Annotated in this window: 25 protein-coding genes and 1 pseudogene; 7 read left to right on the top strand and 19 right to left on the bottom strand. The window is 72.0% G+C overall.

Annotated elements, in window-relative coordinates:
* Nucleotides 1-35: 35 nt before the first annotated feature.
* Nucleotides 36-365 carry a VOC family protein gene (locus ASC58_RS05185; protein ID WP_056916649.1) on the top strand — a complete coding sequence of 110 codons (330 nt, stop codon included), beginning with the start codon at nucleotides 36-38 and terminating at the stop codon, nucleotides 363-365.
* A 74-nt stretch (nucleotides 366-439) separates the two neighbouring features.
* Here the strand turns inward: ASC58_RS05185 and ASC58_RS05180 are convergent, their stop codons facing one another.
* Entirely contained in the window at nucleotides 440-1087 is a 648-nt protein-coding gene (locus ASC58_RS05180; protein WP_056918580.1) for a hypothetical protein, read from the bottom strand.
* Nucleotides 1088-1304: 217 nt separating this feature from the next.
* On the opposite strand from ASC58_RS05180, the gene ASC58_RS05175 reads away from it, so the two are divergent.
* Nucleotides 1305-1811, top strand: a complete 507-nt coding sequence (locus tag ASC58_RS05175) for a DUF4232 domain-containing protein (protein WP_056918579.1) — start codon at nucleotides 1305-1307, stop codon at nucleotides 1809-1811.
* 95 nt (nucleotides 1812-1906) lie between these two features.
* Here ASC58_RS05175 and ASC58_RS05170 read toward each other — a convergent pair whose 3' ends face one another.
* Both ASC58_RS05170 and ASC58_RS05165 read right to left on the bottom strand, forming a co-directional pair.
* Complete coding sequence (locus ASC58_RS05170; protein WP_056918578.1) at nucleotides 1907-2659, bottom strand: AraC family transcriptional regulator; 753 nt, start codon at nucleotides 2657-2659, stop codon at nucleotides 1907-1909.
* A 41-nt stretch (nucleotides 2660-2700) separates the two neighbouring features.
* Nucleotides 2701-3006, bottom strand: coding sequence for a putative quinol monooxygenase (locus ASC58_RS05165; RefSeq protein ID WP_200947740.1), 306 nt, complete (start codon nucleotides 3004-3006; stop codon nucleotides 2701-2703).
* Nucleotides 3007-3127: 121 nt separating this feature from the next.
* Between ASC58_RS05165 and ASC58_RS05160 the strand changes: the two genes are divergently transcribed.
* Entirely contained in the window at nucleotides 3128-3559 is a 432-nt protein-coding gene (locus ASC58_RS05160) for a DUF309 domain-containing protein (protein ID WP_056918577.1), read from the top strand.
* A gap of 67 nt (nucleotides 3560-3626) precedes the next feature.
* Here ASC58_RS05160 and ASC58_RS05155 read toward each other — a convergent pair whose 3' ends face one another.
* The 9 genes from ASC58_RS05155 to ASC58_RS05115 form a co-directional block, all read right to left on the bottom strand.
* Nucleotides 3627-3986 carry an MmcQ/YjbR family DNA-binding protein gene (locus tag ASC58_RS05155; RefSeq protein ID WP_056918576.1) on the bottom strand — a complete coding sequence of 120 codons (360 nt, stop codon included), beginning with the start codon at nucleotides 3984-3986 and terminating at the stop codon, nucleotides 3627-3629.
* Between the two features lie 47 nt (nucleotides 3987-4033).
* Complete coding sequence (locus ASC58_RS05150) at nucleotides 4034-5041, bottom strand: molybdopterin-dependent oxidoreductase (RefSeq protein ID WP_157598370.1); 1008 nt, start codon at nucleotides 5039-5041, stop codon at nucleotides 4034-4036.
* A gap of 223 nt (nucleotides 5042-5264) precedes the next feature.
* The gene (locus ASC58_RS05145) at nucleotides 5265-5597 is read right to left on the bottom strand and encodes a hypothetical protein (RefSeq protein WP_056918574.1); all 333 of its coding nucleotides are present in this window, start codon (nucleotides 5595-5597) and stop codon (nucleotides 5265-5267) included.
* Between the two features lie 111 nt (nucleotides 5598-5708).
* Complete coding sequence (locus tag ASC58_RS05140) at nucleotides 5709-6041, bottom strand: cupin domain-containing protein (RefSeq protein WP_056918573.1); 333 nt, start codon at nucleotides 6039-6041, stop codon at nucleotides 5709-5711.
* Between the two features lie 146 nt (nucleotides 6042-6187).
* The gene (locus tag ASC58_RS05135) at nucleotides 6188-6922 is read right to left on the bottom strand and encodes a 1-acyl-sn-glycerol-3-phosphate acyltransferase (RefSeq protein WP_235529111.1); all 735 of its coding nucleotides are present in this window, start codon (nucleotides 6920-6922) and stop codon (nucleotides 6188-6190) included.
* 7 nt (nucleotides 6923-6929) lie between these two features.
* On the bottom strand, nucleotides 6930-8510 hold the full coding sequence (gene guaA, locus ASC58_RS05130) for a glutamine-hydrolyzing GMP synthase (RefSeq protein WP_157598394.1): 1581 nt from the start codon (nucleotides 8508-8510) through the stop codon (nucleotides 6930-6932).
* An 86-nt stretch (nucleotides 8511-8596) separates the two neighbouring features.
* Nucleotides 8597-8965: a DUF3817 domain-containing protein gene (locus tag ASC58_RS05125; protein WP_082553053.1), complete on the bottom strand. Its 369-nt coding sequence runs from the start codon at nucleotides 8963-8965 to the stop codon at nucleotides 8597-8599.
* A complete protein-coding gene (locus tag ASC58_RS05120; protein WP_056916640.1) occupies nucleotides 8937-9734 on the bottom strand; it encodes an SURF1 family protein in 798 nt (265 codons plus the stop codon). The genes ASC58_RS05125 and ASC58_RS05120 overlap by 29 nt, the downstream gene beginning before the upstream one ends.
* Before the next feature lie 4 nt (nucleotides 9735-9738).
* Complete coding sequence (locus tag ASC58_RS05115) at nucleotides 9739-11034, bottom strand: YncE family protein (RefSeq protein ID WP_157598369.1); 1296 nt, start codon at nucleotides 11032-11034, stop codon at nucleotides 9739-9741.
* Between the two features lie 108 nt (nucleotides 11035-11142).
* Here ASC58_RS05115 and ASC58_RS05110 point away from each other — a divergent pair, with 108 nt between their 5' ends.
* Nucleotides 11143-12897 (top strand): ABC transporter ATP-binding protein, encoded by a 1755-nt coding sequence (locus tag ASC58_RS05110; protein WP_056918571.1) that lies wholly within the window; start codon nucleotides 11143-11145, stop codon nucleotides 12895-12897.
* A gap of 98 nt (nucleotides 12898-12995) precedes the next feature.
* Entirely contained in the window at nucleotides 12996-14741 is a 1746-nt protein-coding gene (locus ASC58_RS05105; protein ID WP_082553052.1) for an ABC transporter ATP-binding protein, read from the top strand.
* Between the two features lie 134 nt (nucleotides 14742-14875).
* Here the strand turns inward: ASC58_RS05105 and ASC58_RS05100 are convergent, their stop codons facing one another.
* The 4 genes from ASC58_RS05100 to guaB all read right to left on the bottom strand — a co-directional run bounded on the left by ASC58_RS05100 (nucleotide 14876) and on the right by guaB (nucleotide 21261).
* Nucleotides 14876-16594 (bottom strand): GMC oxidoreductase, encoded by a 1719-nt coding sequence (locus tag ASC58_RS05100; protein ID WP_056918570.1) that lies wholly within the window; start codon nucleotides 16592-16594, stop codon nucleotides 14876-14878.
* Nucleotides 16591-18183: a succinic semialdehyde dehydrogenase gene (locus ASC58_RS05095; RefSeq protein WP_056916636.1), complete on the bottom strand. Its 1593-nt coding sequence runs from the start codon at nucleotides 18181-18183 to the stop codon at nucleotides 16591-16593. Before ASC58_RS05095 ends, ASC58_RS05100 begins: the two co-directional genes overlap by 4 nt.
* A gap of 129 nt (nucleotides 18184-18312) precedes the next feature.
* Complete coding sequence (locus ASC58_RS05090) at nucleotides 18313-19434, bottom strand: GuaB3 family IMP dehydrogenase-related protein (protein WP_056916635.1); 1122 nt, start codon at nucleotides 19432-19434, stop codon at nucleotides 18313-18315.
* A 270-nt stretch (nucleotides 19435-19704) separates the two neighbouring features.
* Nucleotides 19705-21261 (bottom strand): IMP dehydrogenase, encoded by a 1557-nt coding sequence (gene guaB / locus ASC58_RS05085; protein WP_082552979.1) that lies wholly within the window; start codon nucleotides 21259-21261, stop codon nucleotides 19705-19707.
* Nucleotides 21262-21466: 205 nt separating this feature from the next.
* Here guaB and ASC58_RS05080 point away from each other — a divergent pair, with 205 nt between their 5' ends.
* A complete protein-coding gene (locus ASC58_RS05080) occupies nucleotides 21467-21760 on the top strand; it encodes a WhiB family transcriptional regulator (protein WP_056916634.1) in 294 nt (97 codons plus the stop codon).
* Nucleotides 21761-21779: 19 nt separating this feature from the next.
* Nucleotides 21780-22004 (top strand): RNA-binding S4 domain-containing protein, encoded by a 225-nt coding sequence (locus ASC58_RS05075; RefSeq protein WP_056916633.1) that lies wholly within the window; start codon nucleotides 21780-21782, stop codon nucleotides 22002-22004.
* A 6-nt stretch (nucleotides 22005-22010) separates the two neighbouring features.
* Here the strand turns inward: ASC58_RS05075 and ASC58_RS05070 are convergent, their stop codons facing one another.
* The 3 genes and pseudogenes from ASC58_RS05070 to ASC58_RS21925 all read right to left on the bottom strand — a co-directional run.
* Entirely contained in the window at nucleotides 22011-23597 is a 1587-nt protein-coding gene (locus ASC58_RS05070; protein WP_157598368.1) for a hypothetical protein, read from the bottom strand.
* A gap of 24 nt (nucleotides 23598-23621) precedes the next feature.
* Nucleotides 23622-24374, bottom strand: a complete 753-nt coding sequence (locus tag ASC58_RS05065) for an FtsX-like permease family protein (RefSeq protein ID WP_056918568.1) — start codon at nucleotides 24372-24374, stop codon at nucleotides 23622-23624.
* Between the two features lie 94 nt (nucleotides 24375-24468).
* Nucleotides 24469-24810 (bottom strand): annotated as a pseudogene (locus tag ASC58_RS21925) (FtsX-like permease family protein); the annotation flags it as partial.
* Nucleotides 24811-24919: the final 109 nt, after the last annotated feature.

Here is a 24919-nt window from a genome sequence, read left to right as displayed (position 1 = left end):
GGCGAGACGACCGTCCTGACCCGGAGGTGTCGAAGATGAGTCCCACGATCAGCAGTCTGGTGATCCCGGTATCCGATCTGGAGGCCACCAAGGCCGTGTACACGGCCTTGTTCGGCGCACCGCACACCGACGAGCCGTACTACGTCGGGTACAACGTCAACGGCTTCGAGGTCGCCCTCAACCCGGCAGGTGCAGGTGGCGGCCCGGTGGCGTTCGCCGATGTCGACGACCTCGATGCAACCCGCGCAACGCTGCTCGCGGCTGGAGCCACCGAGCGCGACGAGCCGCGCCAGGTGGCACCCGGTGCGCGCGTCTGCGTCCTCGCAGACGCCGACGGCAATCCGATCGGCCTGCGCGGCAAGTAGCAGCGCACTTCGCGGTACCGCAGGCCCCCGCGCGCCGCGAGTAGCGCGTGCCGCGACCCGTTGCCCGCGCCCGGTCAGTAGATGTTCGAGCCGCCGTTGCAGACCATCCGGTTGTTGGCGTTGTACACGGCGTTGGCGACGATGACCGTGGAGGCCACCTTGGTGTTGCTGCTGCTCATCCAGCTCAGGCTGAGCCGGATCGCGACGTCCTCGTTGGGGAGCTCGGCCCCGGTGAAGCCGCTCTCGCCTGCTCCGCCGGCGTCGTGCACGGTCGTCTGGTTCGTGGCACCGGTGGCGTAGGAGGTCCACGTGCGCGTCCAGACCCCGGCCCTGGCGTACGTGTAGAACCAGCCGGAGCGGTACGTGCTCGGTCCGGTCGGGCTCGGGTGGACGAACTCGACGTACACCCAGACCAGCTGCGCCGCGGTGGTCGTGCCGGTCACGTACGGCAGCCCGGTCGTGGACACCTTGAGGTCGGCGAACCCGCCGGCGGCGTGGGGCTGCAGGTACCAACCGCAGTTGACGTTGGTGTACTGGGCCGTGGCCGCCGAGGCGGGGCCGACCCCGGTGAGGGTGAGGCCGAGGCCGGCGCCGGCCGCCACCAGGCCGCAGACCAGTCGGCGGCGCAGACCGGGGCGGACCTTGGTGGCCCGGGTGGGGGCGTGGGTCCCGGCGTCGGTCCCGGCGTCGGTCCCGGCGGTGGTGGCAGTCGTGGTGTTCATCGGGATCTCCCTGGTCGGTGCGGTTGTTCGGCTGACCCCAACTGTCGTCGCCCCGTCGGGATCCGACTGTTCGCCGTGACACCGCTGCTGTGTCGTCCCGGCGACACCCGTGCCCGACCGCGCCTACCAGTTGCGTCCCCACAACCCCGGGCGCGCCCCGGACGTCACAGAGGGTGGCGGGCAACCGCCCGCCGGAACCGACCAGGGGGTCCTTCCCATGAGCAACAAACTGATCCTCACCATGACGAGCACCGCGGGGCTTGCGCTCGCGACGCTGGTCGCGGCACCGACGTCCGCGCAAGCCGCCGTGCCGCACTGCACCAACTCCGCCCTGGCTGCGAGCCTCGTCCACCTCCAGGGCGCCGCAGGGAGCCAGGTCGGCGACCTGCGCCTGACCAACGTCTCCCGTGGCCACTGCTGGACGCGGGGCTACCCGGGTGTCTCCTACGTGGGTTTCGGCAACGGCACCCAGATCGGACGTGCAGCGACCTGGGACGCCGGAGCCGTCACGACGATCACGCTGTCACCCGGGCAGCATGCGGACGCACCCATACGCCTGGTGAACGTGCAGAACTACCCCGCATCGACGTGTCGGCCCACACCGGTGGACGGACTGCGCGTGTACGTGCCCGGCTCCACCCTGGCCAAGTTCGTCCCCCACCGGACGACAGGCTGCAGGTCCACGACCATCACGACGATCTTCGTCAGGCCGTTGGCCCGCTAGACCGACCGCGCCAGGCAGGGGGCGCGGCCCGGCCGCAACGCGAGCCACGAGAACGCTTCACGGCGGCTGTCCGACGGTGGGCGTTCGGTGCAGGTTCACCGGGTGAACGTCGCCCGGTAGTCCGACGGCGTGGTCCCGGTGAGCTCACGGAACGCGGCGTTGAACGCCGACAGCGAGCCGTAGCCCACCTCGTGCGCGATCGTCGTCACCGGGGTGTCGTCGGCTGCGAGTCGCTCCACCGCCCGCAGGACCCGCATCCGCCGGAGGGTGGCCCGCCACGTCATACCGATCTCGGCCTCGAACCTGCGAGCCAGGGAGCGCGGCACCAGCCCGACCTTCGCCGCGACGTCCGCGAAACTGACCTCGTCGGCGAGCTGCTCCTCGGTGAGCCGCAACGCCGTCCGCACCTCGGCCGAGCGCCCGGCCGGCATCCTGACGGGGCTGGGTCGCTCGGCGAGCCGCCACACCACTGCGGCGAGCGCCGCGAAGATGGCGCGGGCGTACGGCGGCAGCGGCTCCTCCGACTCCTGCCACCCGCCGCACTCGGCGACGAGGGCACGAGCCAGGGGGTCGAGGTCGACGACTGCCAGCCCCTCCCGCGGTGGGGGGACGAAGTCGACGTGGAAGAGCACCGAGGCGGTCGTCGCCGGGGCCGGGATGGTGACGGTGGCGGGCCGCCCCGCGCTCAGGAGGGCGGCCCGGGCCGGAGGCAGCAGCCAGCGCTGCCCCTCGGCTTCCAGGCGCAGGGCGCCCCGGGAGGCGCAGAGCAGGTAGTGGCGGTCGACGAGCAGCTCGGTCGCCGGGGTCGGCGCGAAGGACCGGGTGAAGGCGAACGCCTCACGGGTCACGGGAGGTCTCCCACGGGCCGATCGTAGGGACGCCGTTCCCGTCAGGCCACGGACTCGACGAGATCGGCCCGAAACCGTCGGCTCACCGGCCCTTCGGTGACCAACGCTCGCAGGACGGCGTTGGACCGGGCGAACGCCTCGGAGGCGAGGTATGCGGTGAATGAGGGCTGGTCGGTCCACTCGTGGACGACGGTCACGGTGCGGTCGTCCTCACGCGACTCGTACACGCGGAAGGCAAGGTTGCCCGGCATCGAGCGGACGACAGGCCTCTCGCACTCGAGCTGGCTCAGGGCACGGGCGCGGTTTGCTGCAGAGGTCCCGAAATCGACGATGGCGATGAACATCATGTCTCCTTGGTGTTGCTGGTTCTGATGGCCGTTCCAGACTCACGCCAAGGGGCCTTCGTGCGCCTCCGTGCAACGGACCCTTACCGGCGGCCAACGGACACACAACTGGGAGACTGTGCACATGACAGGACCTGATCGTGACCGGGACACCGGTGGACGTGCTCGCCAGGCAAGACCGCGCGACGCGTTGGGCCGTCCTCTGCCGTACGGGGCCGAGGGTGTGGAGCCGGTGTCCGAGGAGCCCCTGCCACCGGAGGACACGCTCGAGGCCGCTCGAGGGCTCGTCGAGGCTGGACGCCCCTTCGCCGCCCACGAGGTGCTGGAGGCCCGTTGGAAGGCTGGGCCGAACGAAGAACGGGACCTGTGGCAGGGGCTCGCGCAGGTGTGTGTTGCCATCACGCACGCTGCACGTGGAAATCAGGTCGGGGCCGATCGGCTCTTCGACCGTGCCGCCCAGAGACTGGAGGCGTTCGCAGCCACAGGACGGTGGGCCTACGGTCTTGACCTCCCGCTGGTGGCGGAGCGAGCGCGAACGCACGTCGGCTCGTTCTGACGATGCGCCTCACGCGGCAAGGACACGGCCCTGGATCGCGGCGGCTGCGAGCCACGGAGGGGTCCCCTCAACCGGGACCGTCCGGGTGGGTGAGGTCGTAGGCCCGGGACACCTTCTGGGGCACGACCATGCGCCAGGCGTCGACCACCAGCTCTCGAGCCTCGCTCGGGTCGAGGGCGGCCAGGTTGGCGTGGACCCAGTTGAATCGCAGGTCCGACGCCGATGGCATGGAGAAGGTGTGCGGATCGCCCGCGACGAGGGAGGCGCGTTCGTCCCTGGGGAAGGCGAATCCCATGATGGTCTCGTCGAGGGAGAAGGCGACGTAGACGATCTGCCCGACCCGGAACTTGAGCCTGCCCCGGACATGGACCGGGTAGGAGCGTTCCAGCTCGGTACCCAACCTCAGGACGTCCTCGATGCCGGTCATGCTGGCCTCCCTGGTGGCGATGCGTGCACGAGATCGACTCCGCACGCTCACTGCAGCGGCAGGGGTGGCTCCACCCACCACGGGCGGTCGTCGTGGCTGATCCGAACGACCCACTTGACCCAGTGGTACCCGCGTCGACCGGGAACCACCAGGCGGACCGGCGCCCCGTGCGCCCCGGAGAGACTCGCACCGTCGATCGCCGTGGCCAGGAGCAGGTGGTCGGTGAGCGGCAGCCGTCTGGTGTAACCCGTCGCGCTCGTCACCTCCACGGTTCCCCCGGCCCCTGGGGGCAGCAGCCTGCTCAAGCGCACGCCTGACCACTCCTGCTCGGTCCACCACCCGCCGGTGCAGTCCAGGACAGCCACCTGCCGGTCGTGCCACCGGGCGAGCTCGACCAGCGACCATTCGCGCGAGGTCCCGCTCGTCGTCACCGTCAAGCGCCACGAGGCCGGGTCGAGCTCGGGGGCCTGGTCGAACAGCCACGACGTGGCAGGGATCGCCGCGACCGAGGAGGACGCGAGCTGGAACGACCCGGTCGCCCGGCGTATGCCGCGCCGTGCCGTGAGTGCGCCCGTCGCCTGGACGCCCGCCTCGAGCACGAGGGCGACGGCGGTGAGCCCCACGAGACGGACGAACGACCGACGCGACAGGTCACTTCGGCGCGCGCGGATGCGACGTTGCAGTGCGTGCGCAACCGTCAGGACCACGGCGACGATGCCGGCGCCCACGTGCAGCTGCATGGTCGTCACCCTCGAGTCGGCGAACAACACACCGATGACGTGGGCGAGGCCCGTGAGCAGGGCCAGCACCACACATAGGCCCAGCAGCAACGACACGGCCCGACCCCGCTGCCGTGTCCGTCCGGGACGGCGTAGCCCCCTGCGGACGACCGTCGACTTCCACGGCACCAGGACGACCACCAGGAGGGCGACGACCCCGTGGAGGATGGCGACCGGCCAGACCGGTCCGCTGCCCAGCAGGAACATCATGAACCCGGTCACGGCCGCCAGCGGGACCACGAACAGCAGGGCGAGGTTTGCCAGTCGACCCTTCATCGGCGTCGGGACGAAACCCTGCACCCGAGATCGGCGACGACTCGACCGTGGTGGTCCACGTCCTGGTCGACCCGGTGACCCACGGCGCGGTCGATGCCCGCGCACCGGGTGTGGCTGTCGTGCGGGTCCCGCGAAGGCTTCACCATCCCATCCTGCACCCGGCTGGCGCGAAGGCCTGAGAAGCACGGTGTTCGCGGCCCCGGCCGCGCGTGACCCGAGGGCGTCACAGCTGCAGGATCCTGAGGACGTTCTCGTACGCCAGGGCAACACCTTCCGGGTCGTGCAGGCTCGTGGGCTGGTCGGTGGCCCCGTAGAACCGGGCCAGCAACGCCGTGGTCACGTCCGCATCGACGAGGGCGACACAGAGCTCCGAGATGACGATGTCGGCGTCGTGGTCATCCAGGTGGTCGAGGGCAAGTCCGTTGTGCAGCAACGTCGCCGCCTCGTCGAAGATCTCCTCGACCATGGCCCGATCCACCTGAGGACGCGCCTGCACCACAGCGACGGCGGTCTCCCCGAACTGTCTGGAGAGCTTGTCGGCGATGCTGGTGGACATCTCGCGAGCGTGACACGGCCACTGTTGCCGGGCAACCGATTTGGGTCCTGCCTCACCTCACGGAATCCCCCCGACGTCGCTCCAGCTGCACACCACCGGGCGCCGGCACTCTCAGGCGAGTGAGGAGTGGTGCTGCTCCCACACCGACGCAAGATCCGATGACTCACCTGAGTGCAGGGCCGCGACGAGGGCGTCGACCTCGGGGCTCATGATGACGAGGATGCGCGCACCGGTGTCACCCACGGTGGCGAACGTGTGGGGCGAACCAGCGGTCACCACGTGCAGGGACCCCGGCTCCAGCCGGTGCCGGAGCGTACCGTCCTGCACGTCGAGCAGTCCGTCGAGCACGTAGAAGGCCTCGTCGCCACGATGGTGGACGTGCAGCGGGGCCTGGTCCCCGGGGAACGGGTCGAGCCGCCATTCACGGATCACGAAGTCGGCCACCGGACCAGCCTACGACGGCACCTCGAACCGGTCGGGTCCAACCGCGCGCCCAGGTCACAGCCCTCGCCGACGACATTCACGAGCCCGACCTGTACGTGCACTGCGCTCGGTGGCGACGAGCGCGCACCGCGGTTCGGGGTGAGCCGTCAGCCCTGGAGGTCGGAGGTCATGGCGGCCTTGACGTCGGAGGCGTAGAGCCCCGACCGCTCCTGCCCCGACAGCGCGCCGATCGCATCCATCGTGGCGTCGGTGACGGCCCGCAGCAGCGCGGCCTTCTGGTACTTCTCGCCCAGCCCGGCCACGTCGATCGGCTCGCCGAAGCGCACGGTCACCTTCCCCGGACGGAACCCGTTCGACCCCGCAGGCTGGACCTTGTCGGTCCCGGTGACAGCGCAGGGAAGGAGCGTCGCACCGGTGCTGAGCGCCATACGGGCGACGCCGGTGCGACCGCGGTGGAGGCGACCGTCGGGCGAGCGGGTGCCCTCGGGGTAGACGCCGAACGCCTCACCTCGGCGCAGGACCTCCTCCGCCAGCGTGAGCGAACCCGCGGCGGCGCGGGGGTCGTTGCGGTCGACCGGGATGGTGCCGGCGGTCGAGTGGAACCAGCGGGCGGCAGCGCCGCGGACGCCGGTCCCCTGGAAGTACTCCGCCTTGCCGAGGAAGTGCACCTGCCGGGCGCAGGCGAGTGGGATGACGATCGAGTCGATGAACGACAGGTGGTTCGAGGCGACGATCAGCGCGCCCTCGCGCGGGACGTTCGAGCGCCCCTCGACCCGCAGTCCGGTGAGCAGCTTGAGCGGCGGCCCGATGAGGACGTGCCGCATCACCCAGCGACTTGCCTTGTCCTCGACCGCCGCCAGCGCATCGCCCCTCAGCGCCACGACCGGGTCACTCCCACTCGATGGTGCCCGGCGGCTTGCTCGTCACGTCGAGCACGACACGGTTGATCTCACGCACCTCGTTGGTGATCCGCGTCGAGATCTTGGCCAGCACCTCGTAGGGCACCCGCGTCCAGTCGGCCGTCATGGCGTCCTCGGACGAGACCGGGCGCAGGACGACAGGGTGGCCGTACGTCCGGCCGTCGCCCTGCACCCCCACCGAACGCACGTCGCCGAGCAGCACCACCGGGCACTGCCAGATGTCGCGGTCCAGCCCGGCGGCCGACAGCTCGTGGCGGGCGATCGCGTCGGCGGCCCGGAGGATCTCGAGCCGCTCGGCGGTCACCTCGCCCACGATGCGGATGCCGAGGCCGGGGCCCGGGAACGGTTGGCGCCAGACGATCGCCTCGGGCACACCGAGCTCGAGCCCGACCTGGCGGACCTCGTCCTTGAACAGTGACCGCAGCGGCTCGACGAGCTTGAACTGCAGGTCGTCGGGGAGGCCGCCGACGTTGTGGTGCGACTTGATGTTGGCCGCACCGGTGCCGCCACCGGACTCGACGACGTCGGGGTAGAGCGTGCCCTGGACGAGGAACTCGACCGGGTGGTCGGAGTCGCCACGCGAACCGACGACGTCGCGCGCCGCCTGCTCGAACACGCGGATGAACTCGCGCCCGATGATCTTGCGCTTCTCCTCGGGGTCGGACACCCCGGCGAGCGCGGACAGGAACTGCTCGCGAGCGTCCACGACGACGAGGTCCACCCCGGTGGCCGCGACGAACTCCTGCTCGACCTGCTCGGCCTCGCCGGAGCGCAGCAGACCGTGGTCGACGAACACGCACGTGAGCTGGTCGCCGACAGCCTTCTGCACCAGGGCCGCGGCGACGGAGGAGTCGACACCGCCGGAGAGCGCGCAGAGGACCCGCGACTCCCCCACCTTCGAGCGGATCGCGTCGACGAGCTCGTCGACGACGTTCGCCGCGGTCCAGTCGCCCTCGAGCCTGGCGCCGCGGTAGAGGAAGTTCTCGAGCACGCGCTGGCCGAAGGTCGAGTGCATGACCTCCGGGTGCCACTGCACGCCATACAGCTGGCGCTCGTCGTCCTCGAACGCGGCGACGGGCGCACCCGCGGTGGCCGCCGTGACCCGCATGCCCGCGGGGGCCTCGGTGACGGAGTCGCCGTGGCTCATCCAGACCGACTGGTCGGCCGGCTGGCCGTTGAACAACGTCGACTCGGAGTCGGAGATCGAGGCAGGTGTCGAGCCGAACTCGCTCAGCCCCGTGTGGGCGACCGTGCCACCCATCGCCTGGGCCATCGCCTGGAAGCCGTAGCACATGCCGAAGACCGGGACCCCGGCCTCGAGCAGGGCCGGGTCGAGCGACGGGGCACCCTCGGCGTAGACCGACGACGGGCCACCGGAGAGCACGATCGCGGCCGGGCCCTTGGCGAGCATCTCGTCGACCGCCATGGTGTGCGGGACGACCTCGCTGTAGATGTTGGCCTCGCGCACGCGCCGCGCGATCAGCTGCGCGTACTGCGCGCCGAAGTCGACGACGAGCACCGGCTTCGCCTGGAGCGGGGTGGAGTCCACCTCCACCCGGTCGCCGTGGGGCGCCTCGACGCGGTCGTCGTCCTGGGCCTGGGTGATGTCGGCGGTGTCGCCGGCGGGGGTTTCACTCACGGGGCAAGGCTACCGGCGAGCGTCGGCTCCACCTCCGCGGCCACCCTGCGCTCGATCACGAACGCGACGAACGGGATGCAGGCACCCAGCACGATGGCGACCATCCGGCCGAACGACCAGCGCAACATCGTCCCCAGGTTCCACACCGTGAACACGAACCCCATGAAGATGAAGCCGTGCACCGGGCTCCACCACGAGAGCACCTCGTTGTCGAAGCCGTACTTGAGGACCATCTCGGCGATGAGCACGAACATGGCCGCACCGGCCGTGAACGCCATCACCTTGAACCACTTCAGGGCACGCTCGGTGCGCGCGGGGTCCTTGGTCCCCTTGGCCTCAGTCGCCTTGCTCGTTCGCTCGCTCATGCTGAGCATCATCGCGCACCATCCTGAACCACATGAACGCGGCAAAGCCCGCGAACACCCACCACTGCAGCGCGTATGCCGCGTTGCGCCACTTCAGGCCGCCCGTCACCTCGGGTGGGGGCACCCGTTCGAGGCCTGCCGACGCAGCGATCGCGGTGCCGCTGGCGGCCCGCTCGGTCTGGGCGAAGACGAAGGCGTTGTAGATGTCACCGGGCCAGCGGTTCACGAGGATCGACAGGTCGATCGACCCGAGGACCTCGGGGGCCGTCCCGCCGGAGCCGCCCGAGCCGGTTCCCCCGGTGGCGGCGGCAGGTGTCGGCGCGACGGCCGGCGACTCCCCCGGCGCGAGCGACCCGTCGACCGTGACCTTGCCGGACGGGGCGGTGCCGGCAGCCGCGGGGTCGGTGACGAACCCGCGGACCACCGCGAGGCGGGCCCCGGTCTCGGCCACGACGATCGGCGCCACGACCCAGTACCCCTGGACGCCGTCGAGCCGACGCGGCCCCACGAGGAACTGGTCCTTCGCGACATACTCGCCGATCGCGGTCACCGCCCGGTTGGACTGGGGGTTCGGGAAGTCCTGGTGCGGCCGGACGACGGAGTCGATCAGGGCCGGCCGGGCCTCGTGGGCCTTGCGCAGCGCATCCGCGAGGCCCTTGTCCTGGGCGACGTGCAGCTGCCAGAAACCGAGCTGCGTGAACGTCACGAGGACGACGACGAGGAGGGCGAACAGTCCCAGCCAACGGGGCTTGAGGGCGGTTCGCAGCACCTCGTCAGGTTACGGGACGCCTCGAGTCGTCGAAGACGAGGATGCTCCCGCCGTAGCAGGCGACCCACACGGCCTTGCGCGTCGGCTCGTAGGTGATGCCGATCGGGTGGTAGTCCGTCGCGACCTGCCCGAGCAGCGACAGGTCGCTCGTGCGCAGCTTGCTCACCGTCGACGACTCGTAGTTCACGGAGTAGATCGCGGTGCCGTCGGTGGAGATGGTCAGCGAGCGCGGCTGGTCACCCACGCGCCTCGAGGCGAGCACCCGACCGGTCGCGCGGTCCAGCTTGGTCACGGTGCCCGAGCCGTTGTTGGTGACGTAGAGGTACTTGGCATCGGGGCTCAGGACGATGTGGCGAGGACCGTCGCCGGTGGTCGCGAAGCGGGAGACCGCCCTGGTGCGCAGGTCGACCGTGACGATGCGGTCGGAGCCCATCAGCGCGACGTACGCGGTGCGGCTGTCGGGGGCGACGACGATGCCGCGCGGGTACCTGCCACCGAGCGGGATCCGGGCCACCTCCTTGTTCTTCGCGATGTCGATGACGGACAGGTCCCACGTGCACCAGTTGGTGACGAGGACCGTCTTGTCGTCGGGCGTCACGGCGACGTACTTGGGGACCGCGCCCACCTGGACCACCCGGTCGATCGCGAACGTCGTGGTGTCGACCCGGTAGACGGTGCTCGGCGACGTCCCGTCCCCTGCGCGACAGCTGTCGAGGCCCTCGGGGCCGTACCCCGCGCCATACATGGAGTAGTTGGACACCCAGGCGTGCTTGCCGTCCTTGGTGAAGGCGGCCTCGACGGGGGCTCCCTTGGTCGTGCCGGGGTGCCCCTTGATGCCGAACCGCGCCAGGTCGACCGAGTCCTTGACCGTCGCGAGGAGGGCGCCGTCGGCACCGAACGCCGAGATCGAGTGGCGGTACATCATGTTCTGGGCGACGACGACGCCGGCGGGTGAGGCGACCACCGACTTCGGCGTCAGGTCGCCGGTGAGCCGCATGGTGCGGACCAGCGCGGTCTCGGCGGCCGTCCCTCCGACCCCGCCCTGCTTCGCCACCGGGCTCGGCACCGGGGCCGGAACCCTGGGCGTGACCTTCGTGGTGGGGGGAGCCTTCGTGACGACCTTCGCGACCGGGGCGGCCGCGGGAGTGGCAGCCGCTCCGCCGGCGAACAGGCCCGCGAGCTGGCTCACGCCGAACGAGGTGACCGCGAGCAACCCGACTGCGGCCGAGGCCGCCACGATGCGCCGCCGGATGAACTTCGTCTCCAGGCGGGCTCTGCGCGTGGGCCCCGCGGGTGGCACGAGCCCATGGTAGGCAGACCCCACCGACAGCGACCGCAGGCGCACCGGGCCCCGGCGTCGAAAACCAGTGTCGGGCCGTCGGTGCGCACGCCTACGGTGGGGACCCTGATGCGCGAGATCCCCTACCCCGATCCCGGCCGTCCCGACACCCGCAGCACGCTGCGGTTCATGCTGTGGATCGGTCGTGAGCAGTGGCGCACCCAGGCGCTCGGCGCGGTGACCGGCATGGTGTGGATGGTCTCCATCGCCCTCATCCCGGCCGCCCTCGGCAAGGGGGTCGACGAGGGCATCGTCCCCGGCGACGTCGACGGCCTCGTGAAGTGGGCCCTGGCCCTCCTCGGCCTCGGCGCCATCGCGGCGTCGACGGCCGCGGCGCGACACTGGTTCGCCGTCCACAACTGGCTGTACGCCTCCTACCGCAGCGCGCAGCTCACCGCCGAGGGCGCCGAGAAGGCCGGCCCGGCGCTCACCCGTGCGATGCCCTCGGGTGAGGTCGTGACCGTGTTCGCCAACGACGTGATGCGCCTCGGTGGTCTGTACGACGCGATGGGCCGGTTCGCCGGTGCGGTCGCGAGCTACGTCGTGGTGGGGACGATCCTGCTCGCCGCCTCGCCCCCGCTCGGACTGCTGGTCCTGGCCGGTGGCCCGATCATGCTCGCCAGCCTGAGCCTCATCGTCCGCCCGCTGCAGCGTCGTCAGGCGCTCCAGCGCGAGGAGGCCGGTCGCCTCACGACGCTCGGCGCCGACACCGTGGCCGGGCTGCGCGTGCTGCGCGGCATCGGCGGCGAGCAGACGTTCCTGCGTCGCTACGAGGCGCAGTCGCAGAAGGTCCGTCACCGCGGCGTGCACGTGGCCGGCATCCAGGCCGCCCTCGACTCCGCCCAGGTCCTGCTGCCCGGCGTGTTCGTCGTGCTCGTCACGTGGCTCGGTGCCCGGATGGCCCTCCAGGGCGAGATCAGTGCCGGGCAGCTCGTGGCGTTCTACGGGTACACCGCCTTCCTCACCATGCCCCTGCAGACGGCGATCGAGATCGTCGACCGCGGCATCCGCGCGCACATCGCCGCGGGCAAGGTGCTGCGGGTGCTGGCGGTCCCGCCGGACCACGACGCGTCCCGCCCCGGCTCCGTCGCGGCGCCGCGCGACAACGACGACCTCGTCGACCCGCTCTCCGGCACGGTCGTCCGTGGTGGCCTCCTGACCGCGATCGTCTCCGCCCGCCCCGAGGACTCCGCGGCCGTCGCCGACCGGCTGGGGCGCCACGGGCCCGGACCGCACCAGACGACGTGGGGTGGCACGAGGCTGGACGACCTGGCGATCGCCGACGTGCGCCGGCGGGTGGTCGTCAGCGAGCCCGATCCCCGCCTGTTCACCGGTGTCCTGCGCGACCAGCTGCTCGGCGCCGCCGCCACGGCCGGGGCCGGTGGCCGCGACCACCTGCCCGACCACGCCGACGCCCGGGTCCTGCGGGCCCTCGAGGCCGCCAGCGGCACCGATGTCCTCGAGGCCCTGCCCGACGGGCTCGACGGCACGGTCGAGGAGCGCGGCCGGTCCTACTCCGGCGGCCAGCGCCAGCGCCTCGCCCTGGCCCGCGCGCTCCTCACCGACGCCCCAGTGCTGGTCCTCGTGGAGCCGACCAGCGCGGTGGACGCCCACACCGAGGCCCGCATCGCGTCCCGGCTCGCCGACCACCGGCGCGGCCGCACGACGGTCGTGACGACGGTGAGCCCGCTGCTGCTCGGGCAGGCCGACGAGGTCGTCCTGCTCGAGGACGGGCTCGTGGCCGCCCGCGGCACCCACCGCGAGCTGTTGGAGCACGCGGCATACCGGCACGTCGTGCTGCGCACCGAGGAGGACGAGACGTGAGCGCCCAGACGCACCCCGACGAGGTGCGCACCGACCACACCCGCCGCACGCTGCCCGTCGCCGACTCCCGGGCGGTGTGGGAGCACACCCGCGAGCTGATGGGGAACCACCGCGGCCTGCTGGGCCGCGTCCTGGGCCTGCACGCCCTCGCGGCCCTGGCCGCGCTCGCCGCCCCGTGGCTCGTCGGCCGGCTGGTCGACGAGGTGAGCGGTCGGGGCAGCCTCGGCGCCGTCGACCGGATCGCCGTGGGCCTGGCCGTCGCGGTCGTCGCGCAGACCGGGCTGACCTGGGCGGCGCGCCGGCTGTCGTTCATCCTCGGCGAGACGGTGTTCGCCGAGCTGCGCGAACAGTTCGTCGCCCGCGCGGTCAACCTGCCGCTGTCGACCGTCGAGCGGGCCGGCACCGGCGACCTCGTCGCCCGGACGACCAACGACGTCGAAGCCCTCTCGCACGTGGTGCGGTTCGGGATCCCGTCCCTGTTCGTGGCCACCATGACCGTGGCGATGACCGTCGTCGCAGCGCTGTTCACCTCACCCCTGGCGAGCCTGGCCATCCTCGCCGGCCTGCCCTTCTACTGGTTCTCGACCCGCCGCTACCTCCGGTATGCCGCGAACGGCTACCTGTGGGAGCGCGCCACCTACGCCTCGCTCAACGGCGTCGTCACCGAGAGCGTCGACGGGGCGCGGACCATCGACGCCCTGTCGCTCGCGGGCGTACGTCGGCACCGGTTCCACGAGGCCCTGCGCGAGTGCTACCGCGCCGAGCGGTACACCCTGGGGCTGCGGCTGCGGTGGTTCCCGTCGGTGGTGTTCGGCTACTACGTGCCGACCGCCGCTGCCGTCCTCTGGGGTGGCTGGCTCGCGATGAACGGCCACATCACGGCCGGCGCCGCGACCGCGGTGGCGCTCTACCTGCAGCAGATGGTCGGACCACTCGACGAGGTGCTCAGCTGGCTCGACGAGATCCAGGTCGGCGCGACCTCGCTCGCCCGCGTCATCGGCGTCGGGTCCGTCCCGCCGGACCGCACGGCCACCGGTGAGCACCCCGAGGGCTCGGACCTGACCGTCGACGACGTCCGCTACGCCTACCGCCCCGGCCACGACGTGCTGCACGGCGTGAGCCTCGACCTGCGCCCCGGCGAACGCCTGGCCATCGTGGGGCCGTCCGGAGCGGGCAAGTCCACCCTCGGGCGCCTGATGGCCGGCATCGACGGCCCCCGCGAGGGGCGGATCGACGTCGGTGGCGTGCCGCTGGTCGACCTCGAGCTGGGCGAGCTGCGCGGCGAGGTGGCCCTGGTGACCCAGGAGCACCACGTCTTCGTGGGTTCGCTCGGCGACAACCTCCTGCTCGCCCGGCCGCAGGCCACCCGCGAGGAGCTGGCGGACGCCCTGCGCGCGGTCGACGCGTGGGCCTGGGCCTCGGGGCTCCCCGACGGCCTGGACACCGTCGTCGGCAGCGGAGGGCACGCGCTCACCGAGGCGCAGTCGCAGCAGCTCGCCCTCGCCCGGCTCGTCCTCGCCGACCCGCATACCCTCGTCCTCGACGAGGCCACGTCCCTGCTCGACCCGCGCGCCGCCCGCCACCTCGAGCGGTCGCTGGCCGCGGTGGTGCAGGGCCGCACCGTCGTCGCCATCGCCCACCGCCTGCACACGGCCCACGACGCCGACCGCGTCGCCGTCGTCGAGGACGGCCTGGTCAGCGAGATCGGCACCCACGACGAGCTGGTCGCCGCCGACGGCGCGTATGCCGCGTTGTGGGCGTCCTGGCGCGACGAAGCCCCCGCCGGACGAGGCACCGGGGCCGGTGGACGGGGCGACTCGGAGAAATCGGGCGGGAGCGCGTAACCCGGGCGCCCAGCGCTCGTTGACCCTCATGTGTGGCTGGAGATCCCACCCCCGGCTCATCTTGGGCCACACGATCAGAGGCGGCGGTTGCGGGGTGCAGGGACCCACCAACCGCCGCCTCCGAACGTCCGGGGTCAGGCCGCGCCGTACCTCGTCACCGCGGGGTTGGCCGCCTTGACCGGCTCCACCGCGCGGTAGCCCTCGTCCTGGGCGGGCCTCGGGTCCTGCTCACCCTTGTTGGGCCACAGCGACATGGCCCGCTCGGCCTGGGCGGTGATGCTCAGCGACGGGTTCACCCCGAGGTTCGCGGAGATCGCGGAGCCGTCGACGACGTGCAGTTCGGGGTAGTTCCAGACCCGCTGGTAGCCGTCGATGACCCCGCGGTCAGGGCTGGAGCCGATCGTCACGCCGCCGAGGAAGTGCGCGGTCATCGGGATGTTGACCACCTCGCCGATGCTCCCCCCGGCGAAGGCGCGCAGACCGGTCGCCTCGGAGAGCCTGGCGGCCACGGCCTTCATCGCCTCCTGCCCTGCGGGGATGTACGTCGGGTTCGGCTCGCCGTGGCCCTGGCGTGAGGTGAGGCCTCGTCCACCGAGGAGGCTCTTGGTCCCGGTGACGTTCAAGGAGTTGTCGCGGTTCTGCATGATCAGCCCGATGATCGTGCGCTCGCTCCAGCGGTACTGCGACAGGGAGCGCACGAAGACGACCGGGTGCTTCGCCGCCTCGACGAGGAACTGCAGCGGGCGGGGCAGCCGGTCGCCGGGGACGAGGATCGTCGCCATCGCGCCCATCAGGTTGGAGCCCGGGCCGTACCGGCAGTTCTCGACGTGGGTGTCGGCCGTGGGGTGGAACGACGAGGTGATCGCCACACCCTTCGACAGGTTCTCCCCGCGCGGGACCTTCTCGACCATCACCCCGTTGAGCGCCTCGGAGTTGGTGCGGGTGAGGTGCCCGAGCCGCGAGGACAGCCGCGGCAGGACACCGTTCTGGCGCAGCGTGTGCAGCAGCTTCTGGGTGCCCCAGGTCCCGCCGGCGAACACCACCTGGTCGGCGGTCACGGACCGCCGGTCGCGCCACAGCCATGCCCCCGTCGCCTCGTGCGACACGGCATACCCGCCGCCCCGGCGCGGGGCCACCCGCACGACGGTGCGCATCGGCTCGATGGTGGCACCGAGCTTCTCCGCCAGCGCGAGGTAGTTCTTGACGAGCGTGTTCTTGGCGCCCACCCGGCAGCCGACCATGCAGTTGCCGCACTGGGTGCAGCCCGTGCGCTCGGGCCCGGCACCGCCGAAGTACGGGTCGGGGACGGTCCGCCCCGGCATGCCGTAGAACACCCCGGTCGGCGTCTTGCGGAAGGTGTCGCCGACGCCCATGTCCTCGGCGGTGCGGCGCATGACGTCCTCGACGATGCCCTCGCACGGGTTCGTGACGACGCCGAGCATCGTCGACGCCGTCGCGTAGTGCTGCTCGAGCTCGGACTGCCAGTCGGTGATGTCGTTCCACTGCGGGTCACGGAAGAACGACTCCGGCGGGACGTAGAGGGTGTTGGCGTAGTTGAGCGAACCACCGCCGACACCGGCACCAGCCAGGACCATGACGTCCGGGAGACGGTGGATCCGTTGCACCCCAAAGCATTTCAGCTTCGGCGCCCACAGGTAGCTGCGCACGTCCCAGGACGTCCTGGCGAAGTCCTCGTCGCGGAACCGGCGGCCCGACTCGATGACGTGGACGCGGTACCCCTTCTCCACGAGGCGCAGCGCGGTGACCGACCCGCCGAAACCGGAGCCGACCACGATCACGTCGACGTGGCTGCCCGCGGGCAGGCTGGATGAGCTCTCGACCGGGCCGGTCATCGGCGGCCGACCGCCTTCAGGGTGCGCAGGGCCGCGGTCATCACCCGGGCGTACGCCTCCTCGGACAGGCCCAGGGAGGGGGCGATCGGCAGGACGTGCTGCGCTGTGACGTTCTGCGACTCGGTGTACTTGAGGATGCCCTCGGACCCGTGGCGGCGCCCGACACCGGACTGCTTCATCCCGCCCATCGGCGCGGCCACGCTCCCCCACGCGGCGGCATACCCCTCGTTGACGTTGACCGTGCCGACCGCGATGGCCGTCCCGATGCGGCGTCCGCGGGCGACGTCACGGGTCCAGACCGAGGCGTTCAGGCCGTAGTCGGTGTCGTTGGCGAGACGGATCGCCTCGTCGTCGCTGTGCACGCGGTAGATCGCCACGACGGGGCCGAACGTCTCGTCGTCGCGCACGTCCATCGCCGCGGAGACCCCCGCGAGGACGGTCGGCTCGTAGAAGAAGGGCCCCAGGTCGGGCCTGGCCCGGCCACCGGTGAGCACGCGCGCCCCCTTGGCGCGGGCGTCGTCGACGTGCGCGGTCACGCGGGCGAGCTGCGCCGCGGAGACCAGCGAACCCATGTCGGTGCCGAACTCCAGCGCCGGCCCCAGGCTCATCGCCCCCACCGCCTCGACGAACCGGCTCGTGAACTCGTCGGCGACGCTCTCGTGCACGATGAGCCGCTCCACCGAGATGCACAGCTGCCCGGCCGAGGAGAAGCACGCGCGCACCGCCCCCGCGACGGCCTTGTCGAGGTCGGCGTCGTCGGCGACGTACATCGCGTTCTTGCCACCGAGCTCGAGGGAGTACCCGGCGAGGCGTCCCGCCACGGACGTCGCGACGCTGCGCCCGGTCGCCGTGGAACCGGTGAAGCAGACGTAGTCCGCGAGGTCGACGACGGCCTGCCCCACCGTCGGCCCGTCACCGAGCACGACCTGCAGCACCGACTCGGGCAGACCCGCCTCGGTGAGCAGCTGCACCGCCTGCAGCGCCGTGAGCGAGGCCTGGAGGTCGGGGCGAAGGACCACCGCGTTGCCCGCCATGATCGCCGGGATGGCGTCGGTGATGGCCAGGGACAGCGGGTAGTTCCACGGGCTGACGATCCCCACAACCCCGCGCGGGTGGTGGTGCTCGGTCGACTGTGTCAGCACCGGGAACAGTCCGGCCCGCCGCTTCGGACGCAGGTATGCCGCCGCCGAGCGGCCGTAGTGCCGGGCCACCAGTGCGACGTCGGCGACCTCCTCGAACGCCTGACCCCGCGTCTTGCCCGACTCGAGCTGGACGACGTCGAGCAGCTCGACCTGCCGGTCCAGGACGAGGTCGTGGTAGCGCAGCATGATCCGCTCGCGGACCTCCATCGGCGTGCGGGACCACGCGCGCTGGGCCGCCCGCGCCGCGTCGACCGCCACGACGACGTCCTCACGGGTGGACAGCGGCAGCGACGCCAGGGGCGCGCCGGTCATCGGGGTGTGGCTCACGTGGTGCTCCGCACGCGGCGCGGCGACCACCCTCCTGGCCAGCCGTCGGACGAGGGCCGGGTCCACGGCATACGTCGCAGTGGGGTCGGTCTCGGGGTCGGCGATGAGCTCGGGAGCCATAGGGGCAGCGTAGGTGGGCCCCACGGTTATTACCAGTAGTAAGTTAGCGGGATCTCACGGTCCCGTGACGACGACGGCGGCCCTCCCGGAGGTCTCCGGTGGGGCCGCCGTCGTGGCGTCGGGCGGGGCTCAGGTGGCCTGGTAGGGGGCCACGACGACCTCGACGCGCTGGAACTCCTTGAGGTCGGAGTAGCCCGTCGTCGCCATCGCGCGGCGCAGGGCACCGATGAGGTTCGTCTGGCCGGTGGCGGTGCGGCCGGGCCCGAACAGGATCTGCTCGAGCGGGGCCACGGCGCCCACCTCCACGCGCGAGCCGCGCGGCAGCTCCTGGTGGTGCGCCTCGGGACCCCAGTGCAGCCCGCGACCGGGTGCGTCGGTCGCCCGCGCGAGCGCCGCACCGAGCATGACCGCGTCGGCGCCACAGGCCACGGCCTTGACGATGTCACCGCTGTCGCCCATGCCTCCGTCGGCGATGACGTGCACGTAGCGGCCGCCGGACTCGTCGAGGTAGTCACGACGCGCCGCGGCCACGTCGGCGATGGCGCTGGCCATCGGGGCGTGGATGCCCAGGGTGCGCCGCGTGGTGTGCGCCGCTCCCCCACCGAAGCCGACGAGGACACCGGCGGCACCGGTGCGCATGAGGTGCAGCGCCGCCGTGTACGACGCGGCGCCGCCGACGATGACGGGCACGTCCAGCTCGTAGATGAAGCGCTTGAGGTTGAGCGGCTCGGCACGGCCGGAGACGTGCTCGGCACTCACCGTGGTGCCACGGATGACGAACAGGTCGACCCCGGCGTCGACGACGTGCTTCCAGAACTGCTGCGTGCGCTGCGGGCTGAGCGCCCCCGCCACGGTCACGCCGGCCGCACGGACCTGCTTGAGCCGTTCGACGATGAGCTCGGGCTGGATCTCGGCCGCGTAGATCTCCTGCATCCGCGCGGTCGCGGTCGCGGGGTCCAGCGTCGCGATCTCGGCGAGCAGCGGCGTCGGGTCGTCGTACCGCGTCCACAGGCCCTCGAGGTCGAGCACCGGCAGGCCGCCGAGGTTGCCGAGCTTGATGGCCGACTCGGGACTCATCACCGAGTCCATCGGAGCGGCGATGACCGGGATGTCGAAGTGGTAGGCATCGATCTGCCAGCCCACCGACACCTCCTCGGGGTCGCGCGTGCGGCGGGACGGGACGACGGCGATGTCGTCGAAGGAGTAGGCCCGACGGCCGCGCTTGCCTCGGCCGATCTCGATCTCAGTCACCGCGCAAGGCTATCGGCCGCGGACGCAGGGGCGAAAAGGGCGATGCCCCGCCGCCGGGTGAGGGGGGTGTCCGGCGACGGGGCATCTGGGATCGTCGGGCACGCGCAAGGCGTCGCCCGACGACGTCAGCACGGGCACAGCCCAGCTGCGACCGTGGGGGATGGGTCGTGGAAGCAGACTAGGAGCGCGGGTCGAGGCAGCGGCTCAGCCGGATGGCGTACCCCCGGCTGGACACCACCCTGGACACCACCAGCCCCAGCCGTACCAGGGTCAGCGGCCGCCGTAGTTGGGGGCCTCGACGGTCATCTGGATGTCGTGCGGGTGGCTCTCCTTGAGCCCGGCCGACGTGATCCGGACGAACTTCCCGCGGGCCTGCAGCTCGGGGACGGTGTTGGCGCCGACGTAGAACATCGACTGGGCGAGGCCCCCGACGAGCTGGTGGACGACGTTGCCGAGCGGGCCGCGGTACGCCACCTGGCCCTCGATGCCCTCCGGGACGATCTTGTCGTCGCTGGCGACGTCGGCCTGGAAGTACCGGTCCTTGGAGTAGGACTTCTTGCCACGGGAGGCCATCGCGCCCAGCGAACCCATCCCGCGGTAGGACTTGAACTGCTTGCCGTTGACGAAGATCAGGTCGCCGGGCGACTCCTCGCAACCGGCGAGGAGGGAGCCCAGCATCACGGTGTCGGCGCCGGCCACGAGGGCCTTGGCGATGTCGCCGGAGAACTGCAGACCACCGTCACCGATGACCGGCACCCCGGCCCTGCGACAGGCCAGCGACGCGTCGTGGATGGCCGTCACCTGGGGAACGCCCACGCCGGCGACGACGCGGGTGGTGCAGATGGAGCCGGGGCCGACCCCGACCTTGACGCCGTCGGCGCCGGCATCGACGAGGGCCTGCGCCCCGGCCCGGGTCGCGACGTTGCCGCCGATGACCTGGACGTGGCGCGTGGCCGGGTCGGCCTTGAGCCGGCGGATCATGTCGAGCAGGAGCCGTGCGTGGCCGTTCGCCGTGTCGGCGACGAGCACGTCCACCCCGGCCTCGACGAGGGTGGTGGCCCGCTCCCACGCGTCGCCGAAGAAGCCGATGGCGGCACCGACGAGGAGCCGGCCGTGGTCGTCCTTGCTGGCGTGCGGGAACTGCTCGGACTTCACGAAGTCCTTGACCGTGATGAGGCCGGCGAGGCGACCCTGGTCGTCCACCAGCGGCAGCCGCTCGCGCTTGTGCTGGCGCAACAGCGCGGTGGCGTCGTCCCGGGAGATGCCGACCGCGCCGCTGACCAGCGGCATCGGGGTCATCACGTCGCGGACGCGCGTGCCGGCCCACTCCGCCACCGGCGTGAAGCGCAGGTCGCGGTTGGTGATCATGCCGATCAGGGTGTTGTCCGGCTGCACGACCGGCAGGCCGGAGACGCGGTACTCACCGCAGATGCGGTCGAGCTCCTCCAGCGTCGCGTCGGGCCCGATCGTGATGGGGTTGCTGATCATCCCGGTCTGGGTCCGCTTCACGAGGTCGACCTGGTAGGCCTGGTCCTCGATGGAGAGGTTGCGGTGCAGCACGCCGAGGCCGCCCTGCCGGGCCATCGCGATGGCCATCCGCGACTCCGTGACCGTGTCCATGGCCGCCGAGACGAGCGGGATGCGCAGCGAGATCTCGCGGGTGAGCCGCGCGGTCGTGTCCACGTCGGACGGGATGACGTCGGTCTCGCCGGGCAGCAGCAGCACGTCGTCGTAGGTCAGCCCGAGCTTCGCGAAGGGGTCGTGGTCCTCGACGTCGGGGGCCTGCTGGGCGAGTTCGGGGAGGCGGTCGTCAAACCCAAGGCTCATTGCCCAATCGTAAGGCAGCGCTGCGGGTGCGACCGACGCGCCCGTCCGGCGTCCGGGTCGCGGACGGCTCCCGTCCGGCGACCGCTCGGGCCAAACGTGGCCAGCCCTTGAACAAGTCCATACGTTCTGCACAAGTTCCTGCAGGTCAGCGACGAGTAGCGTCCGAACCGAGCGGCACGGAGCCGTCGGAGAGCTGAGGGAAGACATGGCGGAGTTGTCACGACTTCCGGGACCGGTGGCCGACCTGTGGGACTGGCAGATGGAGGGGTCCTGTCGCCAGGTCAACCCCGAGGTCTTCTTCCACCCCGAGGGTGAGCGCGGTCCTGCTCGCCGATCGCGCGACTCGCAGGCCAAGGAGGTCTGCCTCGGCTGCCCCGTCCTGCAGCTGTGCCGCGAGCACGCCCTTCGGGTGCGCGAGCCCTACGGCGTGTGGGGTGCGATGACCGAGGACGACCGCGAGCGCCACTACTCGGGCCGGGCGGTCTCGGCTGCGAGCTGAGCGCTCGTAGACTCCCCTCGTGAACGCCGAGCACGAGGTCCCCATCCGCGACGAGTCCATCAGGCTGGGTCAGCTGCTCAAGCTCGCCGGCGTCGTCGACGACGGGGCGATGGCGCGGTCGGTGATCGAGCTCGGCGAGGTGTCGGTCGACGGCTCGCGCGAGACCCGTCGTGGCGCCCAGGTCCGTCCCGGGCAGAGCGTCACCTTCGCCGACCAGACGATCCGCGTGGTCGCCGGCGGCTGAGGCTCGCTAGTTCGCGACGAGCAGGGCCCGCAGCATGCTCGTCGTCTCACCGCTGACCCGCCAGGTGTCGCGCAGGTGCCCGTCGACCGCGAACTCGTGACCGCAGATGCTGCTGAGCTCGACCAGCCGCCCGGTGTCGGTGCGCGCCCTGATCACGTAGCGCTGCGGCCCCGAGGCGCAGTCGCCCTTGCCGGTGCGCCTCGACCCGGACCGGGCCAGGTCGGCGTTCAGCTGGGCCACGGTCGGGCCGCCCAGCACGTTGGCGCGGACCGCCCGGAAGCTCGGTATGCCGGGTGGCCTGGCCTCGGCGAGCGGGTGCAGGCAGGCGGTGGCCTCGACGAGGACTGTCCCCTTCTGCAGGCCCAGCCCGGCCCCGTCCCGGTCGACCTGTCGACCCAGGGTCGTCGGGCACCCGAGGAAGTCGGCGTCCGGCGGGGTGCCCGCGGCGCTCTGCTCGGCCGCGGCGACGAACACCTGGGACAGGGCCGGCCACCCGTTGCAGGCCAGCGCCTCGTTGGACCAGGTCGTCGTGGTGCCGTCGCGGCCGAGGAGCAGGAGCCGGTACGCAGGACCACGGGGCAGGCCGGGGCAGGCCGGTCCGCTGCCCTGCGGTGCCAGCACCAGGGAGTCGATCGCCGTGGGGTCGCTCACCGGGACGTCCGGCGGGAGCGGACCGCTCCAGACCGAGGCCGCATCGGTCCTCGCGCAGACGAGCACGGCGACGTAGTGCGCGCTGAGCGGTGGCTCGACGGGTCGGGGCAGGGCGGGAGGACCGAGCGACGACCCGCAGGCGAGCGCCGCGGGCACCAGGCGGGGGATGGAGGGCGGCGGTCGGACGCCCCCGGCCTGCGGGCGCGTCACGAGCCCCACGACCAGGGCGGCCACCGCCACGGCGGCCAGCGCGAACACCCACCCGCGCAGCCCCCGCCAGCGAGCCGCACCGGCCACCTCCTTGGCGAGCAGCGCCTCGACCGGCGGGTCGTCGGGGGCCAGCGACTCCAACAGTCCGCGCATCCCGCGCTCGTCGAGCCCGAACCGGTCGCGGACGAGGGCCAGCGCGTGCAGCAGATGGCGCCGGACGGAGCCGAGGTCGTCGTCGAGCAGGTCGGCGACGTGCCCCTCCCCCAGCCCGTCGAACAGCACGAGCACGACCACGGCGCGTTCGACGTTGGTCAGCGAGTCCAGCACCTCGAGTCCCCGCGAGACCCTGACCCGCTCGTCCGGACCACCCGAACCACTCGGACCACCCGAACCACCCCGGGCCGCAGGCGATCGGGAGTCGTCGACGTCGTCGCGGGCCGGGTGCCGGTGCTGTCTGAGGTGGGCCTGCACGAGGAACCGCCGCAGGTCGGAGTCGTACGACCCGGCACCGTGCTCGGCCAGCTGCGACCACTGCGGCCAGGCCCGGGCCAGGGCGGTGCGGGCGAGCCGCTGGGCGCCGCGGTCGTCCCCGGCGAGCAGCCAGGCGGTCCGGAGCAGGTCACCACCCCGGGCGACGACGTACTCGTCGAAGCTCGGCCGGTCCACGACGTGCTCCGCCACGGCCACCTCGCTGTGCGCTGCTGCGCCCAGCGTCGCACCGGGAGGGCGCACGCGCCATACCCATCGCGCCTCGGGTCAGGAGGCGGTGCGCAGCTCCTCGGGCCGGGTGCTCGGCCACAGCATCACCAGGGAGGCGAGCGTCATGACGAGCACCGCCGCGATGCTCCCCAGGACCAGCTGCGACACCTCGAGCCAGGGGGCCGCCACCTGGACGAAGACCGGGTCCTGGTTCACGGTGGAGTAGTAGGTGTAGCCACTGTCGCCGAGGAGACCACGCCCCGCCCCCATGCCGGCCGCGGCGGCCAGTAGGACGCAGGGCACGACGGGCAGGAGCGTCTCGGCGAGCGTCGCCCGGGCCAGCACCCACCGTGGGGTCCCCGTGGCGACGAGCGACGCCAGGCTTCGTCGTCGCGCGACGAGCCCTTCGACCTGGACCACGAACAGGGTGGCTGCAGCAAGGCCGATGCCGACCCCGAGGACCACCTCGATCATGCGGAAGGTCTGGGCGTAGAAGGGGTCCGCCGGATCCGTCAGCGCCAGGAAGTTGGCCTTGAAGCACAGGACCAGCGTCCCGAGGAGGACACCGAGCAGCACCGACGCGGTGGCCCGGCTGGAGGTGAACGGTGCCGTCGCCATGCGGTGACCGGCCACGAGGAGGGCCGGTCGCCACGCGACCCGGGAGACCGCCCGCCCGATCAGGTAGGTGATCGCCGCCGACCCGAGCAACAGTCCCAGCAGGGCCACGACCAACAGCCCCCCGGCGATCAGCGCACCATTGCGGTGGCTGATGGAGGTGCCGTAGGCGGAGAAGGACGCGAGGCCGACCACGCCGACGACGAACGCGACGGGGGGGGGGGGGGGGGGGGGGGGGGGGGGGGGGGGGAGCCGCACCGAAGACGTTGGACGACGCTCGCCGCGAGATGAGGAGGGTGAAGAGCACGGCCAGGGCCGGCACCGCCAGCGCCCCCACGACCGCCAGGACCACCACGCGTCCGCTGCCCAGCTGCTCCCAGAGACTGCCCTCCGGGAGGTGGACCAGTCTCGAGGCGGACGCACCCACGACTGCCACGAGGGCGCCCACCCCGAGCACGGTGCCGGCCACGGCGGCGATGGCGACCTCCCACAACGCCACTGCCCGCGCCTGCCACGGAGTCGCACCGGCCAACCGGAGGGCCGTGAGCCGCCGGTCGCGTTGGGGTGTGCCGACGCGGGCCGACATGCCGGCGAACACGAGAGCGGGCAGGGCCAGCAGCAGCAGCGTCACGACGACGCCGAAACGCAGACCGGGCTGGGCGATCACGGCCAGCCGGGAGGACACCTGGCCGGCGATGCCCGCCACGGCGGCGGCCGCGACCAGGGCCGCTGCCGACAGG

It is taken from the genome of Phycicoccus sp. Root101 (assembly GCF_001426245.1).
GTDB lineage: Bacteria > Actinomycetota > Actinomycetes > Actinomycetales > Dermatophilaceae > Pedococcus.
The sequence above is the reverse complement of the archived record's forward strand: the minus strand, read 5'-3'. Positions and strand labels throughout refer to the sequence as shown.

What these genes read in the sequence shown, in the direction of transcription:
- ASC58_RS05185 (WP_056916649.1), top strand. Translation starts at nt 36, where the DNA reads ATGAGTCCCACGATCAGCAGTCTGGTGATCCCGGTATCCGATCTGGAG.
- ASC58_RS05180 (WP_056918580.1), bottom strand. Translation starts at nt 1,087, where the DNA reads ATGAACACCACGACTGCCACCACCGCCGGGACCGACGCCGGGACCGAC.
- ASC58_RS05175 (WP_056918579.1), top strand. Translation starts at nt 1,305, where the DNA reads ATGAGCAACAAACTGATCCTCACCATGACGAGCACCGCGGGGCTTGCG.
- ASC58_RS05165 (WP_200947740.1), bottom strand. Translation starts at nt 3,006, where the DNA reads ATGATGTTCATCGCCATCGTCGATTTCGGGACCTCTGCAGCAAACCGC.
- ASC58_RS05160 (WP_056918577.1), top strand. Translation starts at nt 3,128, where the DNA reads ATGACAGGACCTGATCGTGACCGGGACACCGGTGGACGTGCTCGCCAG.
- ASC58_RS05155 (WP_056918576.1), bottom strand. Translation starts at nt 3,986, where the DNA reads ATGACCGGCATCGAGGACGTCCTGAGGTTGGGTACCGAGCTGGAACGC.
- ASC58_RS05150 (WP_157598370.1), bottom strand. Translation starts at nt 5,041, where the DNA reads ATGAAGGGTCGACTGGCAAACCTCGCCCTGCTGTTCGTGGTCCCGCTG.
- ASC58_RS05145 (WP_056918574.1), bottom strand. Translation starts at nt 5,597, where the DNA reads ATGTCCACCAGCATCGCCGACAAGCTCTCCAGACAGTTCGGGGAGACC.
- ASC58_RS05125 (WP_082553053.1), bottom strand. Translation starts at nt 8,965, where the DNA reads ATGAGCGAGCGAACGAGCAAGGCGACTGAGGCCAAGGGGACCAAGGAC.
- ASC58_RS05110 (WP_056918571.1), top strand. Translation starts at nt 11,143, where the DNA reads ATGCGCGAGATCCCCTACCCCGATCCCGGCCGTCCCGACACCCGCAGC.
- ASC58_RS05105 (WP_082553052.1), top strand. Translation starts at nt 12,996, where the DNA reads ATGGGGAACCACCGCGGCCTGCTGGGCCGCGTCCTGGGCCTGCACGCC.
- ASC58_RS05100 (WP_056918570.1), bottom strand. Translation starts at nt 16,594, where the DNA reads ATGACCGGCCCGGTCGAGAGCTCATCCAGCCTGCCCGCGGGCAGCCAC.
- ASC58_RS05095 (WP_056916636.1), bottom strand. Translation starts at nt 18,183, where the DNA reads ATGGCTCCCGAGCTCATCGCCGACCCCGAGACCGACCCCACTGCGACG.
- guaB (WP_082552979.1), bottom strand. Translation starts at nt 21,261, where the DNA reads ATGAGCCTTGGGTTTGACGACCGCCTCCCCGAACTCGCCCAGCAGGCC.
- ASC58_RS05080 (WP_056916634.1), top strand. Translation starts at nt 21,467, where the DNA reads ATGGCGGAGTTGTCACGACTTCCGGGACCGGTGGCCGACCTGTGGGAC.